The following is a 17,675-nucleotide window of genomic DNA, read 5'->3' as shown; positions in this document are numbered from 1 at the left end:
AATCACCGGAGGTTGCGCACTCAAGCACCGGCGATTGCCCGCTCAAGCACCGGCGGTTGCACGCGCCTGCCGGACAACTTCGCCCCAGGACTGCCGGGCGAGTTCCTGGATGGCGGCGAGGATTTCCGACGGCGGCCGGGACAGGTCCAGCGGAAACTCGACAATATCGATGTCCGTATTCAGGATGCGCCGCAGTTTTACCTCCCCCGCGCCGGCGTAAACCAGCCAGGCGGTGGGCACCGCCAGCGCGGTGCAGTGCGCCAGCATCTGGTAATGGTCGGCGGTCAGGGAGGCTCCGAGGTCCGAGGCAGCCTTGTACTTGGTGTTGTACACCACCACGGGCCGTCCGCCCAGCAGGTGCACGGCGTCCGGCCGCACGGACAACCGGTCCGCGTCCCGCACGGCCTCGCTCAGGAGCGCGTTGTACTGGAGCCGGAGCTCCCCGGGATAGGAAGCCATCGCCTCGCGCAGCGCCTTGCCCACGAAGTCCTCGAACACCTGGGCCATGTCCACCACAAAGGACGCGGTCTGCTGGTGACCTTCGCCGGCTTCCGCGGAGGCGTTGCGCAGGATGAGCTCCGACAGGCGGAGGACGGCGTGGTAGCGGACATTCATGCGGGTGGCTGTCCACGGCGGCAGCGGAGCGCCGGCTGGAAGGCGGGTGACGGCGTCGAGCTTTCCCTTGAGTTGGCGCAGCCGGCTCAGGACGTCGGGGCGGACCCGCGGTACCTGGCCCATCCGCTCCAGTGCCGCCCGCAGGATGCGGTTTTCGGCGATGTCCTCGCTGAACTCGTCATAGGACACCTCCAGCGGCACCAGCATGCCGGGCCGCCGGGAGATCTGGTCCGAGATCCGGATGCGGCCCTTGACCGTGCGCAAAGACTCATCCACCGTGCGGTAGCCCTGCAGCACGCCGCGGCCCAGCGCCCGCTCCGCCAGCTGGGCCATGGATTCAGCCAGGGCGCTCCACAGTTCCCGCTCCTCCACGGCGGCCACGGAGTCGGGACGGAAACCCTGTTCACCCGCGTAGCTGAGCAGGAACAGGAGCCGGCTGAGCCCCAGCCGGTCCTTGGGCCGGACATCCAGCTGCACCGTGGTAGTCCGCACCGAGCCCACCTTGCCTACCGGCTCAATCCGGTAGAGCCCCATTCCCATCGGCGATGCCTTGGCCAGGCCGCTGGAGTTCAGGAAGGAGGCGCTGGCCGGGTCCAGCCGTTCCACGATGCCGCGGGACAGTTCGTCCAGCACCAGGTGCCGGACGGAAGCACGTGGATCAGCGGCCTGCAAGGCGTTCCAGCAGCCGGTCCAGTCCGAAGCGCTCCTCGAGCTGCGCCCGGGTCAGCTGTCCGTGGTAGTGCTCCTCGAGCAGTGGCATCAGCTCGTACTTCCAGATCCGGCGCAAACCGGCGGGCGTCCGGGCGGCCTGCTTCATGAAGTACGAGGGGCCGATCATCAGGTCCCGGTCCCACTCGTCGATGGCCCCGTTCAGGGCATCCAGCAGCAGCGCCGGGGTGGTGTCCAGCTGGCGGGCTTCAAGGAACCGCAGCAGGGACCCCTTCACCGGTTCGGTCTGCGGGTGCAGCTCGATGAAGGCAAAGCGGCGGCGGATCGCGGCGTCCATCATGGCAATGGACCGGTCCGCTGTGTTCATGGTGCCGATGATGTACAGGTTGTCCGGCAGCGTAAACGGCTCGTTGGGGCTGTACTGCAGGTAGATCCGGTCGTCGCGGTACTCCAGCAGGAAGTACAGCTCGCCGAACACCTTGGCGAGGTTGGCGCGGTTCATTTCGTCGATGATGAGGAAGTACGGCTTTTTCTCATTGCCGGGTTTGGCCGCCTCCTCCGCCAGCCGGCGCAGCGGTCCGGCGACGAGCTTGAAGGACACCTGGCCCTCGTCCGTTTTATCCGGCCGGTAGCCTTCGAAGAAATCCTCGTAAGCGTAGGACGGGTGGAACTGCACGAGTTTGACCCGCTCGTCAGTGGTGTCGTCCGCGAGCTCGGCCGCGAGGTGCTTGGCCAGGTAGGTCTTCCCGGTGCCTGGCGGGCCGTACAGGACCAGCTGCCGGTTTTCCTCCAGCAGTTCCGCGATCTCCTGCAGCGGCTCAAGTTCCATGTGCAGCGAGTCAGCGAACTCGCGGGTCAGCGGGCGGAAGCCTTCCTGGACGGGAGGGACGACGGCGGCATCTTCAGCGTCGCCGTCGGGCTCGGTTTCCGCTTCGGCGGGCAGCAGGCCCTGCAGGGCCTGGACCACGCGGGTCACGTCAACGACGATGCCCGGGGTGGCGAGCTGGCGCTGGACGTGCCGGGGAAGGCTGGTGGTGGTGTGCCCTTCGTCGAACCAGCGCACCTTCCGCCGCAGCCGCCGGTTGTCCTCATTGTGTTCAGGCTCGCCGAGCACCCCGCCCAGCCGAACCTTTCCGGCGTGCTGGTACAGCACCAGGTCCCCGGGTTTCATCACGGTCAAGAAGGCAAAAACGGCGGTTTTGGTGTCCTCGCGTTCAACGTAGCCGAGGTGCTTGTAGTCCTCGTCCACGGCGTGCTGCACCACCCCTGCGGTGACGCCGGGGCCCAGCAGGCGGAGATGTTCGACGTCGAGCGTCACCTTCTCCTCGCCCGACCAGGCCGTGAGCAGCTCGGTGTTGTCGCTGTGCGTGCGGAGCAGCCACGCGCGCCGGCCGGGGTCGCCCACCTTGCGCCACTGGCTGATCAGCTGCCGGGCGTACCAGTCGATCCGCTGCCCGGCCTGTTCATCCAGGTGGAGGCGGATGCGGTGGATGTCCGCGGTGATGTCCTCTTCGCTGTCGCCTTTGGCCCCGCCCACCAGCGAGGCGAACGCGTCCCGGATTTCCTGCCGCTCCACGTCCGCCACGACCGGCTCGAAGTAGCTGGGCCAGGCGAGGAACTCGATGCTGCGGCGGATGGCGGGCTGATCGTCCGGCGTGGATGCGGCGAGCCGGTGGAACTGCAGGGGGTCCTTGATGGCTGCCTGCACCACGCTTGCCGGCCGCTGGGCCACGTTCTGCACAAAGCGGCACAGCCATTTGAGGTGGTCCCAGATGGTCCAGTTGAATTCGGCGGTCCGGTCGCGGATCACGCCGTGGTCCGTCATGCCCGCGTACAGCTCGACCGGGAGTTCCAGCGGCGGCTCCAGCCAGCCCGCGGCCTCGGCCACGCGGGCGCGCTTGACCTTCAAGGATTTCACCTCGTGGGCCAGCGGAAGTGACTGCAGGAACAGCAGTTCCACGGCCAGCTGCTTGGCCCCTCGGGTGGCGCCCTCCAGGTTCTCACGGAGGTTTGTCATCATGGGGGCCTTGGAGTCAGCGATGCCCCGGTCCAGGCGATCAAGCAACTCCGCGGCGGCCGGAACGGACCACGTCCTGGTGCGGCCGTCCAGGGGTGAAGCCTTTCCCTGCAGACCCGGCCCCAGTACGAACCACGCCGCATCCTCAATCTCCTTGGAGATGCCGAGGGCGCGGGTCATGGCAACAGTGGCAGTGGGGGTCATGGACTCAAATTTACAGGGTGAAGCTGGACGGGCGCTCAGAGCGGCCTGGCGCCCGTCCGGTTTCAGCGGCTACATCGCTGTTATGGGCCGCTTCCGGCCGAAGGTGAAGTACCCCACCGGGCCAATGAAATTGATGAATGATGCCGCCCGCCAGGCAGCTTTAGGACCGTTGATCTGGGCCGCCGGGCGCTGGGAAATGTCCCGCTGCGCTGCAATCAGCAGGGACAGGTTGACGAGTCCCGCCAGAATGGTGCCGGCCTTCGCGGCCGGGGACATTTCCTTCCAGGTCTTCTTCTTCCTGGCGACTCGGGTCTTGTTCTTGGCCATGATGATCTGCTCCTTGGTTCGGGTTATCAGTTTCTGACGGGGTGCTTTTCTGTGCAATCTTTTCTGTAAGCGCCAGTGGAACCAGGTCCGCCCGTTACGCCGTGAACGGTGCCATCCGTTCCTTCTGCTCGGGCGTCAGTCGCTGCACCCGCCCCGTTTTCTCGTCCACAAAAGCCAGGTGGCTGCTGGCCTTCACGCAGTCTTCCCGGGTGACGGGGTCCTGGAGCAGGTAGTGGATATCGAAACTGGCGCCTTTGACCGCGCCGATCCACACCTGCACCACGGCAGGGACGTTCCGGTACTCCAACGTCCGCACGTACCGGATCTTGTGGTCCACCACCAGCGCCATGATGCCCTCGGGAACATCGTTGAACAGGGAGACGTGCGGTTCCACGCCCGGCAGTCCTGCCCCCCGGGGCGGCCCGAAGGCAGCGATCCGGGCTTCCTCCAGCATCCGCACGATCTGGACATTGTTGATGTGGCCGTAGGCGTCCATATCGCCCCAGCGCATGGGGACCAGCACCTCGATGCGGCTGGCCTCCTGCGCCGTGGCCTCCCGGGCCGTGTCCTCCCGCTCCGTGTCCACCTGCAACCCGGCCTCCTGCGCGCTCAGCTGTGCACCGCCGTCGAGTCATCCACTGGCGCTTCCCCTGCGTCCGCGCCCGCGAACTGGGACATGTAGAGCCGGTAGTAGGCGCCCTGGGCCGCGAGGAGGACTTTGTGGTTGCCCTGTTCCACGATCCTGCCGTTTTCCATCACCAGGATGGTGTCGGCGTCGCGGATGGTGGAGAGCCGGTGGGCGATCACAAAGCTGGTACGGTCCGTCCGCAGCGCTGCCATGGCCTTCTGCACCAGCAGTTCGGTGCGGGTATCAACGGAGCTGGTGGCCTCATCGAGGATCAGCAGTGACGGGTTGGCCACGAACGCGCGGGCGATGGTGATGAGCTGCTTTTCGCCCGCGCTGACGTTGTTGCCTTCCTCGTCGATGACCGTGTTGTAACCCTCGGGCAGGGCACGGACGAAGCGGTCCACGAATGTGGCTTTGGCTGCGGCCATCACCTGCTCTTCGGTGGCGTCGAGGTTGCCGTAGCGGATGTTGTCGTAAATGGAACCGCCGAACAGCCAGGCGTCCTGGAGCACCATGCCCACCTTGGAGCGGAGCTCGGACCGGCTGAGGTGGGTGATGTCCACCCCGTCCAGGGTGATGGATCCGGAGTTGAGCTCGTAGAAGCGCATCACCAGGTTCACCAGGGTGGTCTTGCCCGCGCCTGTGGGCCCCACGATCGCCACGGTGTTTCCCGGTTCGGCCGTGAAGGACAGGTTCTCGATGAGCTTCTTGTCCTCGGTGTAGCTGAAGGTGACGTCCTTGAAGTCCACGTGCCCGTCGGTCTTGGGCGGAAGGTGCTCGGTGGCGGTTTCAGTGTCCTGTTCGTCGGCGTCGAGGAACTCGAAGACCCGCTCGGAGGACGCCACGCCGGACTGGAGCATGTTGGCCATACCTGCCATCTGGCCCAGCGGCTGGGTGAATTCGCGCGAGTACTGGATGAACGCTGTCGCATCTCCCAGTGACATGGAGCCCGAAGCGACCCGCAGGCCGCCCACCACGGCGATGCCGACGTAGCTGAGGTAGGACACGAACTGCATCACCGGGAAGATGATGCCGGAGACGAACTGGGCACCGAAGCTTGCCTTGTACAGTGCCTCGTTGCGTTCCTCGAACCGTTCCAGCATGTCGGCATCCCGGCCGAAGACCTTCACGAGGTCGTGCCCGGAGAAGGATTCCTCGATCTGCCCATTCAGGGAACCGGTGTTCTTCCACTGGGCGGCGAACAATTTCTGGCTGCGCACGCCGATCATGCCGGCAGCCACACCGGAGAGCGGCAGGGCGACCAGGGCGATGAGCGCCAGCTGCCAGGACACGATGAACATCATGACCACGATGCCCAACACCGTCAGGACGGAGTTGATCAGCTGGGCGAAGGCCTGCTGGAGCGCCTGCTGGATATTGTCGACGTCGTTGGTCACCCGGGACAGGACGTCGCCGCGCTGGCGGGTGTCGAAGTAGTTCAGCGGCAGCCGGTTGAGCTTCTTCTCGGTATCGTCGCGGAGCCGGCGGATCACCTTCATCACGATGCGGTTCAGTACATACCCCTGCAGCCACAGGAAGATGTTGGCCACGAAGTACATCAGCAGCACCACGGCGATGAGTGTGGTGAGCTTGTCGAAGTTGATGCCCGTGCCGGGCACCAGCTCCATCCGCGACACCATGTCCGCGAAGTTGTCCTGGCCCTGCTGGCGCAAGCCGTCCACGAACTGGTCCTTGCTCACCCCGGCGGGAAGCTGTTTGCCCACCACCCCGGCGAAGATGACGTCCATGGCCTGGCCCAGGATCTTCGGCGCAATCACGTTCAGGACCACGGCGATGACCACCATGGCCACCACCACGTAGATCCCCAGCGCCTCAGGCTTCAGCAGCCCCATCAGCCGCTTGGCAGAGGGCCAGAAGTGTTCGGCCTTCTTCGCGGGCATGCCGCCGAACATGTCGCCGTCAGCTTCGGAGGGCTTGTACTCCTCCTCGACGAATTCGTCGTCCTCCAGGACGTCCGCCGCCGGTCCGGCGTTGAGCTGCTCCTCGGCAGCGGTGTCTTTCACCCCGGTGGAGTCCTTCTTGCGGGCGCTCATGCCATTTCCTCCACGCTCAGCTGGGATTCAACAATTTCCTGGTAGGTAGGTGAGGTTTCCAGGAGTTCCTCGTGTGTTCCGCGGTCCACGATCCGGCCGTTGTCCAGCACCAGGATCTGGTCCGCCTCGGTAATGGTGGAAATCCGCTGGGCCACGATGATGACGGTCGCGTCCGCGGTTGTGCGTTTGAGCGCGGTCCGGAGGCGCGCATCCGTGGCGACATCCAGGGCGGAGAAGGAGTCATCAAAGAGGTAGACCCGCGGCTTGGTCACCAGGGCACGTGCGATACAGAGGCGCTGCCGCTGCCCGCCGGAAACGTTGGTGCCGCCCTGGGAGATGCGGGAGTTCAACCCGTTCTTTTTCTCCCGGACGAAGTCGGCCCCCTGCGCCACCTCGAGCGCGTCCCAGAGTTCGTGGTCCGTGGCCTCGGTCTTGCCGAAGCGCAGGTTGTGCTCGATGGTCCCGGAAAAGAGGTACGGCCGCTGCGGGACGAGCGCCACCCGCTTGGTGATCTCGGCGCGGTCCAGCCTGCTGACGGGAACCCCGTCCAGCAGCACTTCGCCTTCAACGGTGTCGTACAGGCGCGGCAGGAGCGAGAGCAGGGACGTCTTGCCGGCACCCGTGGAGCCGATGATCGCGATGGTCTGGCCCGGCCGGGCAGTAAAGCTGACGTTGCTCAGGACCGGCGCTTCGGCGCCCGGGTAGGCGAACGTGACATTGCGGTACTCGACGACGCCAGCAAGGGACGCGGGCGCCTCCGGCCGCTCAGGGTCATGGATGGAGGGCTCGACGTCGAGAACCTCGCCGATGCGGTCGGCACAGACCGAGGCGCGCGGAATCATCATGGCCATAAAGGTGCCCATCATGACGGCCACCAGGATCTGCAGCAGGTATTGCAGGAACGCCGTCAGGGCGCCCACCTGCATGTCTCCGGAGTCCACGCGCTGCCCGCCAAACCAGAGCACTGCGGCGGTGGACAGGTGCAGGATCATGCCGATGGCCGGGAACATCAGAACAAACAGGGAGCCGATCTTCAGCGAGACGTCGGTCAGCTCCTTGTTGGCCTCACCAAACCGCTCGGTTTCGTACGGCTCACGGACGAATGCCCGCACCACGCGGATGCCAATGATCTGCTCGCGCAGCACCGCGTTGATGCGGTCGATCTTTTTCTGCATGGACCGGAACAGCGGCATCAGCCGGACCACGAGGTACCCCACCACAACGGTCAGCAGGGGCACGGAGACCCAGACGAGCCAGGACAGGCTGATGTCCTCACGCAGCGCCATGATGATGCCGCCGACGCACATGATGGGGGTGGCCACCATGAAGTTCAATCCCATCAGCACCAGCATCTGCACCTGCTGGACGTCGTTGGTGCCGCGAGTGATCAGCGTAGGCGCACCAAAGGCATTGACGTCCTTGGCCGAGAAGCTGGTGACTTTGCGGAACACTGCGCGCCGCAGGTCCCGGCCGAGGGCCATCGCGGTCTTGGAGCCAAAGTAGACACCGGCAATCGCAGTGCCCACCTGGACGAACGCCACCAGCAGCATCACGGCACCCGTGCGCCAGATGAAATCGGTATCCCCGCGGGACACGCCTTCGTCGATGATCCGGGCGTTCAGGCTGGGCAGGTAGAGGGCCGCGATGGTGGAAGCCAGCTGGAAGAAAATGACAGCCAGAATGTACGGCGCATACGGTTTTGAGTAGCGCCGGATGAGGGTGAGGAGCATGATTCCAACTCTAGTGTTGACCACCGACAACACGCCGCCCGGGAAGCATATTTTCCGTGGAATTGATTAATACGGGTCCGGGAAGCACAGAGCCGCCGCCGGGCACCGGGAGATTCCGGTGCCCGGCGGCGGCTCCATGAGGCCTTCAGTCCTGTGGCGCGCCGGCGCTGTGCTTGCCATGGCTGGCGATGTAGAGTGCTGCGGCAGCCTGCGACTTCCGTTCTTTAAGGAGCCTGCGCTTCAGCCGGCTGAGCTCGGCCGCCGTCGCTGCCTGCTGGGCCGCCACTTCGCGTTGGGAGCGGAGCTGTTCCTGGATGTCCAGCACCAGCTTCCCCAGCTCCACCTGCTGCCGGGCCAGCAAATGCTGGGTGTCCTGCAGCTTCTGCACTGTCTCGGCAGTTGTTGCAGCGGCACTGGCCTTGGAGTCCTCTGCGTCGTAGTTCAGGGCAAAGGCCTTCTCGAGGTCGTCAGCGGTGAGCACCGCAGAACCCGCAGCCCGCACTGCGGAGGTGCCGCCGTCGTACGCCTTGCTGCCTGGGCTGCCGGAATCAAGGCTGCCGGCGCTGGCACGCCCAGCACCTGCATCACTGCCGGTCACAGCGCCCGCTGCCTGCGGCAGCTGCCCGGTGACGGCGGTCATCCCCGCTTCTCCGGCAGCGTTGGCCTGGATAGTGGCTTCCGGGGTGATGTCCACGGTGCGGCGGAGCGGCTTTTCCTTGATGAACAGGACCGCGAGCAGGGCCACCACGCTGACCGCGGCGGAGATCATAAAGATCCCGGCCGTGGCGTCACCGTAGGCGGCGCGCATGACCTCAGCCACGGGGGCGGGCAGGTCCTTCAGGTCCAGCGTGGCGCCGCTGTTCCCCGAGGCCTGGATCCCGAGCTTGGTGAGGCCGTCGGTGGCCAAATCCTTGACGTGGTTGGCCATGACGGCACCCAGGACGGAGACGCCGATGGCGCCGCCAACCGATCGGAAGAAGGCAACGGACGCACTGGCCGAACCGATGTCAGACGCCTTCACAGTGTTCTGCACGGCGAGGACCAGGTTCTGCATCAGCATGCCCAGGCCGATACCAAAGATGGCGGTGTACAGGCCGGTCAGCCAAAGTTCGGTGGTGTGGTCCATGGTCCCCGCAAGCGCCAGGCCGCCAATCAAGAAGACGGTGCCGCCGATCAGGAAGCGCTTCCACTTGCCATAGCGGCTGATGAGCTGGCCGGAGGCCACCGAGCCCACCAGGTTGCCCGCGATCATGGGAAGAGTCAGCAGGCCGGCTTCAGTGGGTGTGGCGCCGCGGGCCACCTGGTAGTACTGGCCCAGGAAGGTGGAGGAACCGAACATGGCCACACCGACGGCCACGGAGGCGAGGATGGCCAAGGCCGTGGTGCGCTCGGAGATGGTCTTCAGCGGGATGATTGGCTGGGAGACCTTGGATTCAACCAGCACCAGCAGAGCGAGCAGGAGGACGCCGCCGCCCACCATCAGTGCGGACTGCCAGGACCACCAGTCGTAGTATTCTGCCTTGCCGGCGAAGGACACCCAGACCAGGAGCAGGCTCACGCCGCTGGTCAGCAGGATGGCACCGAGCCAGTCGATCTTGGCCGGCCGCTTGATGTGCGGAACCTTCAGTGTGACCTGGAGCAGGATCAGGGCCACGACGGCGAGCGGGACGCAGACGAAGAAGGTCCAGCGCCAGCCTAGCGGGCTGTCCACAATGAAGCCGCCCAGCAGCGGGCCGCCGGCGGTGCCCACCGCCATGACCGCGCCCATGTAGCCGGAGTACTTGCCGCGTTCACGCGGCGGGATGATGGAGCCGATGATGGCCTGGGCCAGGGCCGTCAGGCCACCCATGGCGATGCCCTGGATCACGCGGGCGGTCAGCAGGAACGGGATGTTCTCGGAGAAACCGGCCATCACGGAGCCGGCCACGAAGATCACGATGCTGAGTTGGACCAGGACCTTCTTGTCGAAGAGGTCCGCAAGTTTGCCCCAGATGGGCGTGGTGGCCGCGTTGGCGAGCAGGGCAGCCGTGATCACCCAGGCGAAGTCAGTCTGCGTGCCTTTGAGTTCGGACATGATGGTGGGCAGGGCGTTGGCCACGATGGTGCTGCTGAGGATCGCAGTGAAGAAGGCTGCCAGCAGGCCGGTGAGGGCCTCCATGATCTGCCGGTGGTTCATGGGGGCGCCGGGTTCGTGGCGTTTGGACTGCCGCGATTCCTGCTTCCCGGTCCGGGCGCGCTCGTGCTGCGCGGTGGCGGTGACGTTAGCCATTAAGTGACTCCTCCAAGGTTTTCTGTTCATTGGTGGCGCCGGCCGCCGTTGCCCGGGCTGATTTCTTCAGTGATTCTGTGAGCCTGCGGAGGGATTTCGCCGTGTCTCCGGCGTCCTCCTCGCTCCAGTCGCGCAGGTAGTCCTGCAGGACTGCGGTGCGCTGCTCCTCGATATGCCGGAGCTTCTCGGCTCCCAACGGCGTGAGGGCAACCAGCTGGGCCCGGCCGTCGTCGGGATCCTGCCTGCGGACCACCAGGCCATGCTCCTCAAGGTCGGCAATGTGGCGGCTGAGGACGGGAGCGCTGACGCCCAGCCGCTCTGCCAGCCGGGTGGCCCGGGTTTCCCCCTCCCCCACGAACCGCAATACCCCCTGCAGAGCCACTCCGGTGTCCTGCCCGCGGACGTTCGCGGTGGAGATGCACCGCACCGCGCGCTGGAGATCGAAGATTTGGTAGACGAGATCCGCTGCCGTATCCGGTGCTACTGCCATTGCTTCAGCACTCCTTACTTGTTTGCCTGAAGCAACTATATCCTAATCTGGTTGCTTTGGGAAACTAAAGGAGCGGAAGCGCCAAACGCAAAAGGTCCCGGCTCCACTTGGGAGCCGGGACCTTTTTAGGCTATTCAGTAAGCGGCGGATTCTTCAGCGCCGGCGTCGTGTCATTCGGGGAGGTGGGTCGGGGCGAACATTTTCAGCAGCGTTTCCACCACGACGACGTTGGGCCCGTCCGCGGCAAATCCCGCCTTGAGTGCCTCCCCCACGTCTTCCGGGGCCACTCTTGTGGCCGGCACGCCGAAGGCTTCGGCGAGTTTAACGAAGTCCGGACGCGCCAGTTCCGTGGCCGTTGCCTTGCCGAACGCACCCACCATGTATTCGCGCAGGATGCCGTAGCCGCCGTCGTCCACGATGAGCCAGGTGACCGGCACGTTGTGCTGCTTGGCAGTGGCAAGTTCGGAGATGGAGTACATGGACGAGCCGTCGCCGGAGACCGCGAGGACCCGCCCCGGCTTGCCCACCGTTTCCAGGCCGACTGCTCCGCCGATCGCCGCCGGGAAGCCGTAGCCCAGCCCGCCGGCACCCTGGGCCGAGTGGAACTGGCCCTCCCGGGCGTCCCAGCAGCTCCAGGCCCAGTACGCGGAGATGGTCATGTCCCAGAAGGTCTGCATGTCCGCCGGCACTGCTTCGCGGATGTCGGCCATGAACTTCAGTTCCTTGGCCAGGTCCTGTGATTCCAGGCGCGCGCGCACTTTGGCCAGCGATTCCTGCACCAGGTCTTCGGGGGATGTACCGTGCCAGCTGGGCGTGGCGCGGCCGGCCTCGAGTGCTTCGTCCATGGCAGCGAGGGCCTGGCCGGCGTCGGCGCGGATGCCCAGGCCGGGACGATTGGATTCGAGGACCCGGGGTTCGGCGTCGATCTGGATGATCCGGCCGCGCGGGGCAAAGGTGAAGTAGTTGGAGGTGACTTCCCCGAGGGACGAACCGATGACCACCAGCACGTCCGCGTCCTCCAGCAGATCGGTCATATGGCGGTCCTCGATCCAGGACTGCAGCGACAACTCGTGGTTCCAGGGGAAGGCACCGTTGCCGCCGGGGGTGCAGATCACCGGGGCGCGGAGTTTCTCCGCAATGGACAACAGGGACTTCTCAGCGCGGCCCCGGCGGGTTCCGCCACCGGCGATGATGGCCGGCCGTTCTGCCGCCTGCAGCCATTTGACCGCTTCGCGGACCAGCTCGACGCGCGGCGGGTTGTCCGCCGCTTCCGCGAGCGCGTCCTCCACCGGCGGCACCATGATCGGATCGAGCAGGACGTTCTGCGGGATCTCGATCCACACCGGTCCCTGGGGTGAGGAGATCGCTTCGGTCCAGGCGTCCTGGATGGCGGACGGAATGCCGGAGGCGTGCTGGATCAGCCGCTGGCTTTTGGTGACGTTCGCTGCGGATGCCTTCTGGTCATCAAGCTGATGCAGCATGCCCTTGCGCCGGGCGCCGAGGCCTTCCAGCGGGATCTGGCTGGCCACCACCACCATGGGCACACCCGTGGCATAGGCTTCCTGCAGCCCGGCCAGGGACGTCAGGGCGCCGGGACCTGTGGAGAGGAAAAGGACACCCACCTCACCCGTGGCGCGCGAGTAGCCGTCCGCCGCGAAGGCGGAGTTGTTCTCCACCCGGGAAGACACAAACTGCAGGTTCCCCCGGCCCATCGCATCAAACAGTCCCAGGGCGTGCTGGCCGGGAATGCCAAAGACAGTCTTGGCGCCCAGCGCTTCCAGGGTCTCGACGACGAGGTCCCCGCCGTTGCGTTCCCCCGTGCGGGCGTTTTCTCCTGCGGTCGCAGCTGCCGTCACCGGATCGAAATCGATCATCCGGCTATTCCTTGCCGGCGGCGGCGAAGCCCGCCGGTCGGCGGACCTCCTGGCCGAGGGCCTGTGCCGCGTAGCCCGTTGCCGCGCCGAAACGGTCACCGGGTACTGCGTTGTCCGACATGAGGGTTACCAGTTCGTAGGCGACGTGGCTGGCGGCGACGCCGGTGATTTCAGCGTGATCGTAAGCGGGGGCAACTTCGACGACGTCGGCGCCCACCAGGTTCATGCCGCGGAAGCCCCGGATGATTTCCAGCAGTTCCCGACTGGTGATGCCGCCGGCTTCAGGGGTGCCGGTGCCCGGAGCGTGGGCCGGGTCCAGGACGTCGATGTCCACGGAGATGTACAGGGGGCGGTTGCCGATCCGGTCGCGGACCTTGGCCACCGTTTCCAGGACGCCCTGGTAGTAGACGTCCGCGGAGGTGACGATGCCGAAGCCGAAGCGGTGGTCGTCGTCGAGATCCTTTTTGCCGTACAGGGGGCCGCGGGTGCCGATGTGGCTGATGGCCTCGGTGTCGAGGATGCCCTCCTCGACGGCCCGGCGGAAGGGGGTGCCGTGGGTGTACTCGGCGCCGAAGTAGGTGTCCCAGGTGTCCAGGTGTGCGTCGAAGTGAAGCATGGCAATGGGTTCACCGGCACGTTCCGCGGCCGCCCTCAGCAGGGGCAGCGCGATGGTGTGGTCTCCGCCGAGGGTGACCAGCTTGCTGCCGGCGGCCGTGAGGTCCAAGGCATTCTGCTGGATGGTCTCAATTGCTTCGTTGATGTTGAAGGGGTTGACCGCCATATCCCCGGCATCCGCCACCTGGACGTTCTCGAACGGGCTGACGTCCCACGCCGGGTTGTAGGGACGCAGCAGGCGGCTGGCTTCGCGGACATGGTTGGCGCCGAACCGGGCGCCCGGCCGGTAGGAGACTCCGGAATCGAAGGGCACGCCCACCACCGTGACATCGGCTTTCTCCACCTGGTCAAGGCGCGGAAGCCGGGCGTAGGTGGCAGCCCCGGCGTAGCGGGGAATACGGGATGAATCGATGGGGCCAAGGTTGCCGTTGGCTTCGATGCGCAGCTCTTCCAATGGAGGCCTCTCCTTCGAGGAGTTGAGGGACTGATGTGACTGCCATCATACACCTCGGTTTTCTAATGCGCATCAAGTGTTTACCTATCGTCCCGGAGGGCGTGTGCGTTCCCGCCCGGTTACTGCCGCAAAGAGCACGCCGGCCAACCCGGAATCCCGGCGCTTTCGCCGCGATCAACGCGGCGGGCCGCCAGGCAACCGGGCAGGAATGCCCACCCTTGCCCCGGAATTTACCCACATACAACTGCGCGCAGGTTCCCACAGGGCAGCCTCCAGCGTCAGATGGCGGTATGGAAGTTCTCGACTACCTCAAGCGGGCCGGCGGGGTGGCCCGTTCAGCGCAACTCCTGGAGGCCGGATTCTCACGCCGGGATCTGCTGCGACTCAAGGAGTCCGGCGTAACCCAGCCCAGGCGCGGGGTTTTTGCCCTGGCGGACTGCGACGAGGCCCTCCATGCTGCAATCCGGCACAACGCCCGGATCAGCTGCGCCAGCGCGGCCACGCATTACGGACTCTGGCTAAGGCAACCACCCGAACGGCCGCACTTGGCCTGCAACCATGGCCACGGCCACGGATTCGTCCGGCACCGCACCGTCAGGTTCCCAGGGCATCCGCTCATGCCGGTCGCAGCGGTGGAAGATGTAGCCCTGCACGCACTCGGCTGCCTGGCACCTCCGGCATCCACTGCAATGGCCACCTCCGCGATCCGCCTGCAAGGTGTGCCGCGGGAACTGTTGGCGGACCAGTTACGGGCGGACCGCTCGGGAACAGCGCTGCGGGCCTTGCGGGACATCGATCTGCGGGCAGAATCGATTGTGGAAGTCGATGCACAGCACCTGTTCCGGACGAACGGCATTGCCTATCAGGCCCAGGTGTTTCTCCCGGGCATCGGCAGGGTGGATTTCCTCCTGGACGGCTTCCTCATTGTCGAGATCGACGGCTTCGCGTTCCACTCACAACGGGCTGACATGCTCCGCGACAGGGACCGGAACAACGCGTCAGCGGTCAAGGGCTTCGCCGTCCTGCGCTACATGCCCGAACATATCTGATTCAGCCCTGACCGGGTGGCAGCGGAAATCAAGGCGGTTCTGGCAGCCCACCGGCCGCCGGTCCGCTAAAGCCCGTGCGGCCCAGCCCAGTTACTCCGGGACAGCGGACCCGGGCAGGGCTGACTTACGCCCGGACAAGCGGCAGCCGGTGCGGAGTGCCGGAAGTAACCGGGCAGGAACGCACGCAGCCAAAGGGGGAGGCTACCGGCTGGCGGCGGGAACCAGGACCCAGAGAACCTCGACAGGTTTGTCGGTGGGGTTGACCCACGTGTGCGGTTCCCGGCCGGGGAAGGTGACAGTGTCCCCAGTGTTCAGGTCGTACTGCTCATTGGTGAGGATCAGCCGGATGCTGCCCTTGATCACGTGGAGCACGTCAACATCGCAGTCCACGGCGTAGAGTTCGGACTCGCCGCGGCCGTGCGGCTCGATGCAGGCCTGGATGATCTGGATCCGCCGCTCGGAGCGGGCGGTCAGCAGGCGCTCCACGATCCCTTGGCCGCCGAGCGAGATCCGGGGCCCGTCGTTGCGCTTGGTCAGGTGGGTTTCCGGCGCCGCAAAAAGGTCGCCGATGGAAATTGACAGGACCTGGCAGAGCGTGACGAGCGAGGCCACGGACGGGGACGTGAGGTCGCGTTCCACCCGGCTGAGGAACCCCTTGGTGAGCCCGGTGGCGTCGGCAACCTGCTCGATAGTGAGCCGCTGCGACTGCCGGGCGGCCCGGATCCTGGAACCGATAGCAACCGGCACGTTGCTCGGCTCAACTGGCAGTGCCTTCATCTGCATACCTTTCATGGCCGGCGGCCCGGCCCCGGCTCTGGAGCAATACTAATGGCCAGCCGCTTCTGTGACGCTCCCATGGCGGACGCGCCCCGGCGAGCAGCAGCGCGTGCGCCAGTGCGCCCTTGACTGTTACCACGGTCACAGCCTACTCTTTGGAAAACATCTGTTGCCTATCGGGCAATAATCGAGAACCTGCTCCCACCCCACCCCGTGCAGCGGTTTCCTCCCGTTCCCCCTTCCGGAAGCCACCCCGGCTGCCGCACAGTCCAAGGAGTCCAACGTGGATTCAAGTGTCATCAACATCGCCATTGTCGTGGTGTATCTTCTCGCAATGCTGGCCTTCGGCTGGTGGGGCAAGTCCCGCACCAGGAACAACAGTGACTTCCTGGTGGCCGGCCGCCGCCTCGGCCCCTTCCTCTACACGGGCACCATGGCCGCCGTCGTCCTGGGCGGAGCCTCAACCGTCGGCGGCGTCGGCCTCGGGTACAAGTTCGGCATCTCGGGCATGTGGCTGGTGGTGGCCATCGGAGCCGGCGTCCTGCTCCTCAGCCTGCTCTTCGCCGGAACAATCCAGAAGCTGAAGATCTACACCGTCTCGCAAATGCTCACCCTGCGGTACGGCAGCAGGGCCACGGAGGCCTCCGGCATCGTGATGCTCGCATACACGCTGATGCTGTGCGCCACGTCCACCGGCGCCTACGCCACCATCTTTGTGGTGCTCTTCGACTGGAACCGGGCCATGGCCATCGCCGTCGGCGGTGCAATTGTGCTGGTCTACTCAACCATCGGCGGGATGTGGTCCATCACCCTGGCGGACCAGGTGCAGTTCGTCATCAAGACCGTGGGCATCTTCTTCCTGATGCTCCCCTTCACCCTGAACGCTGCCGGCGGCTTCGACGGCATCCGCAGCCGCGTGGACGAGAGCTTCTTCCAGATCGACGGCATCGGCCTGCAGACCATCATCACCTACTTCGTGGTGTACACCCTGGGCCTGCTCATCGGCCAGGACATCTGGCAGCGGGTCTTCACGGCCAAAACCCCGGGTGTGGCCCGCTGGGGCGGCGCCACCGCCGGCATCTACTGCATCCTCTACGGTGTGGCCGGTGCCTTGATCGGCATGGCCGCCAGCGTTGCCCTGTCCGACATCAAGATCGCCGCCAAGGACGACGTCTACGCCGAGGTAGCCCAGAACCTGCTGCCCCTGGGCATCGGCGGGCTGGTGCTCGCGGCAGCCGTGGCCGCCATGATGTCCACGGCATCGGGCGCCCTGATCGCCGCCGCAACCGTGGCCCGCGCCGACGTCCTGCCGTTCGTGGCCAGCTGGTTCGGCAAGGACATCAGCACCGAGGACAGCGACAACCCCGAGCACGACGTCAAAGCCAACCGCATCTGGGTCCTGGTCCTCGGCGTCATCGCCATAGTCATCGCCATCATCACCAAGGATGTGGTGGCCGCCCTGACCATTGCCTATGACATCCTGGTGGGCGGCCTCCTGGTGGCCATTCTCGGCGGCCTGGTGTGGAAGCGCGGCACCGGCATCGCCGCAGCAGCCTCCATGGCCGTGGGTTCCGTGGTGACGCTGGGCACCATGATCATCCTGGAAATCAACGCCAAAGCCCCCTTGGACGGCATCTACGCCAACGAGCCCATCTACTACGGCCTGCTGGCCTCCGGGGTGGTATACGTCGCGGTTTCCCTGCTGACCAAGCCCACCGATCCCCAGGTGATGCGGAACTGGCAGCGCCGCGTTTCCGGCCAGGCGGCCGAAGAGGCGTCACCGGAAGCGGTCCCCACCGCGTAGCCGCACCAACCCTTAAAAACGCGCCCGACGGCGGCACCTCCTTTCGCTTTCCAGCGAAGGGAAGTGCCGCCGTCGTCCGTTTATGTTCTGTTCCGCGTG

Annotated in this window: 13 protein-coding genes; 2 read left to right on the top strand and 11 right to left on the bottom strand. The window is 65.6% G+C overall.

What is annotated here, in order from left to right; genetic code table 11:
• Nucleotides 1-42 precede the first annotated feature (42 nt).
• The 10 genes from BMX78_RS05415 to speB form a co-directional block, all read right to left on the bottom strand.
• Nucleotides 43-1,287 carry a 5-methylcytosine restriction system specificity protein McrC gene (locus tag BMX78_RS05415; protein WP_286138800.1) on the bottom strand — a complete coding sequence of 415 codons (1,245 nt, stop codon included), beginning with the start codon at nt 1,285-1,287 and terminating at the stop codon, nt 43-45.
• Nucleotides 1,274-3,505 carry an McrB family protein gene (locus BMX78_RS05410; RefSeq protein WP_091417367.1) on the bottom strand — a complete coding sequence of 744 codons (2,232 nt, stop codon included), beginning with the start codon at nt 3,503-3,505 and terminating at the stop codon, nt 1,274-1,276. Before BMX78_RS05410 ends, BMX78_RS05415 begins: the two co-directional genes overlap by 14 nt.
• A gap of 69 nt (nt 3,506-3,574) precedes the next feature.
• Complete coding sequence (locus BMX78_RS05405) at nt 3,575-3,832, bottom strand: PLDc N-terminal domain-containing protein (RefSeq protein ID WP_091417365.1); 258 nt, start codon at nt 3,830-3,832, stop codon at nt 3,575-3,577.
• A 94-nt stretch (nt 3,833-3,926) separates the two neighbouring features.
• The gene (locus BMX78_RS05400) at nt 3,927-4,343 is read right to left on the bottom strand and encodes an acyl-CoA thioesterase (RefSeq protein WP_091417935.1); all 417 of its coding nucleotides are present in this window, start codon (nt 4,341-4,343) and stop codon (nt 3,927-3,929) included.
• Between the two features lie 98 nt (nt 4,344-4,441).
• Nucleotides 4,442-6,514 (bottom strand): ABC transporter ATP-binding protein, encoded by a 2,073-nt coding sequence (locus BMX78_RS05395; protein WP_091417363.1) that lies wholly within the window; start codon nt 6,512-6,514, stop codon nt 4,442-4,444.
• Complete coding sequence (locus tag BMX78_RS05390) at nt 6,511-8,244, bottom strand: ABC transporter ATP-binding protein (protein ID WP_091417360.1); 1,734 nt, start codon at nt 8,242-8,244, stop codon at nt 6,511-6,513. The genes BMX78_RS05395 and BMX78_RS05390 overlap by 4 nt, the downstream gene beginning before the upstream one ends.
• Before the next feature lie 145 nt (nt 8,245-8,389).
• Nucleotides 8,390-10,513 carry an MDR family MFS transporter gene (locus BMX78_RS05385; RefSeq protein WP_091417358.1) on the bottom strand — a complete coding sequence of 708 codons (2,124 nt, stop codon included), beginning with the start codon at nt 10,511-10,513 and terminating at the stop codon, nt 8,390-8,392.
• Nucleotides 10,506-11,003 (bottom strand): MarR family winged helix-turn-helix transcriptional regulator, encoded by a 498-nt coding sequence (locus BMX78_RS05380; protein ID WP_091417355.1) that lies wholly within the window; start codon nt 11,001-11,003, stop codon nt 10,506-10,508. Before BMX78_RS05380 ends, BMX78_RS05385 begins: the two co-directional genes overlap by 8 nt.
• A gap of 170 nt (nt 11,004-11,173) precedes the next feature.
• Nucleotides 11,174-12,877 (bottom strand): thiamine pyrophosphate-binding protein, encoded by a 1,704-nt coding sequence (locus BMX78_RS05375; protein WP_091417352.1) that lies wholly within the window; start codon nt 12,875-12,877, stop codon nt 11,174-11,176.
• A 4-nt stretch (nt 12,878-12,881) separates the two neighbouring features.
• A complete protein-coding gene (gene speB, locus BMX78_RS05370; protein ID WP_091417350.1) occupies nt 12,882-13,946 on the bottom strand; it encodes an agmatinase in 1,065 nt (354 codons plus the stop codon).
• 290 nt (nt 13,947-14,236) lie between these two features.
• Between speB and BMX78_RS05365 the strand changes: the two genes are divergently transcribed.
• A complete protein-coding gene (locus BMX78_RS05365) occupies nt 14,237-14,995 on the top strand; it encodes a type IV toxin-antitoxin system AbiEi family antitoxin domain-containing protein (protein WP_211482547.1) in 759 nt (252 codons plus the stop codon).
• A gap of 201 nt (nt 14,996-15,196) precedes the next feature.
• Here BMX78_RS05365 and BMX78_RS05360 read toward each other — a convergent pair whose 3' ends face one another.
• Nucleotides 15,197-15,772 (bottom strand): helix-turn-helix domain-containing protein, encoded by a 576-nt coding sequence (locus BMX78_RS05360; RefSeq protein ID WP_050056198.1) that lies wholly within the window; start codon nt 15,770-15,772, stop codon nt 15,197-15,199.
• A 283-nt stretch (nt 15,773-16,055) separates the two neighbouring features.
• On the opposite strand from BMX78_RS05360, the gene BMX78_RS05355 reads away from it, so the two are divergent.
• Entirely contained in the window at nt 16,056-17,576 is a 1,521-nt protein-coding gene (locus BMX78_RS05355) for a sodium:solute symporter family protein (RefSeq protein ID WP_091417347.1), read from the top strand.
• Nucleotides 17,577-17,675 lie beyond the last annotated feature (99 nt).

Source organism: Arthrobacter sp. OV608 (assembly GCA_900110595.1).
In the GTDB taxonomy this organism is placed as follows: domain Bacteria; phylum Actinomycetota; class Actinomycetes; order Actinomycetales; family Micrococcaceae; genus Arthrobacter.
This window is presented reverse-complemented; position numbering and strand designations above follow the sequence as displayed.

What these genes read in the sequence shown, in the direction of transcription:
- BMX78_RS05365 (WP_211482547.1), top strand. Translation starts at nt 14,237, where the DNA reads ATGGAAGTTCTCGACTACCTCAAGCGGGCCGGCGGGGTGGCCCGTTCA.
- BMX78_RS05395 (WP_091417363.1), bottom strand. Translation starts at nt 6,514, where the DNA reads ATGAGCGCCCGCAAGAAGGACTCCACCGGGGTGAAAGACACCGCTGCC.
- BMX78_RS05380 (WP_091417355.1), bottom strand. Translation starts at nt 11,003, where the DNA reads ATGGCAGTAGCACCGGATACGGCAGCGGATCTCGTCTACCAAATCTTC.
- BMX78_RS05410 (WP_091417367.1), bottom strand. Translation starts at nt 3,505, where the DNA reads ATGACCCCCACTGCCACTGTTGCCATGACCCGCGCCCTCGGCATCTCC.
- BMX78_RS05360 (WP_050056198.1), bottom strand. Translation starts at nt 15,772, where the DNA reads ATGAAGGCACTGCCAGTTGAGCCGAGCAACGTGCCGGTTGCTATCGGT.
- BMX78_RS05405 (WP_091417365.1), bottom strand. Translation starts at nt 3,832, where the DNA reads ATGGCCAAGAACAAGACCCGAGTCGCCAGGAAGAAGAAGACCTGGAAG.
- BMX78_RS05390 (WP_091417360.1), bottom strand. Translation starts at nt 8,244, where the DNA reads ATGCTCCTCACCCTCATCCGGCGCTACTCAAAACCGTATGCGCCGTAC.
- BMX78_RS05385 (WP_091417358.1), bottom strand. Translation starts at nt 10,513, where the DNA reads ATGGCTAACGTCACCGCCACCGCGCAGCACGAGCGCGCCCGGACCGGG.
- BMX78_RS05375 (WP_091417352.1), bottom strand. Translation starts at nt 12,877, where the DNA reads ATGATCGATTTCGATCCGGTGACGGCAGCTGCGACCGCAGGAGAAAAC.
- BMX78_RS05400 (WP_091417935.1), bottom strand. Translation starts at nt 4,343, where the DNA reads ATGCGCTGGGGCGATATGGACGCCTACGGCCACATCAACAATGTCCAG.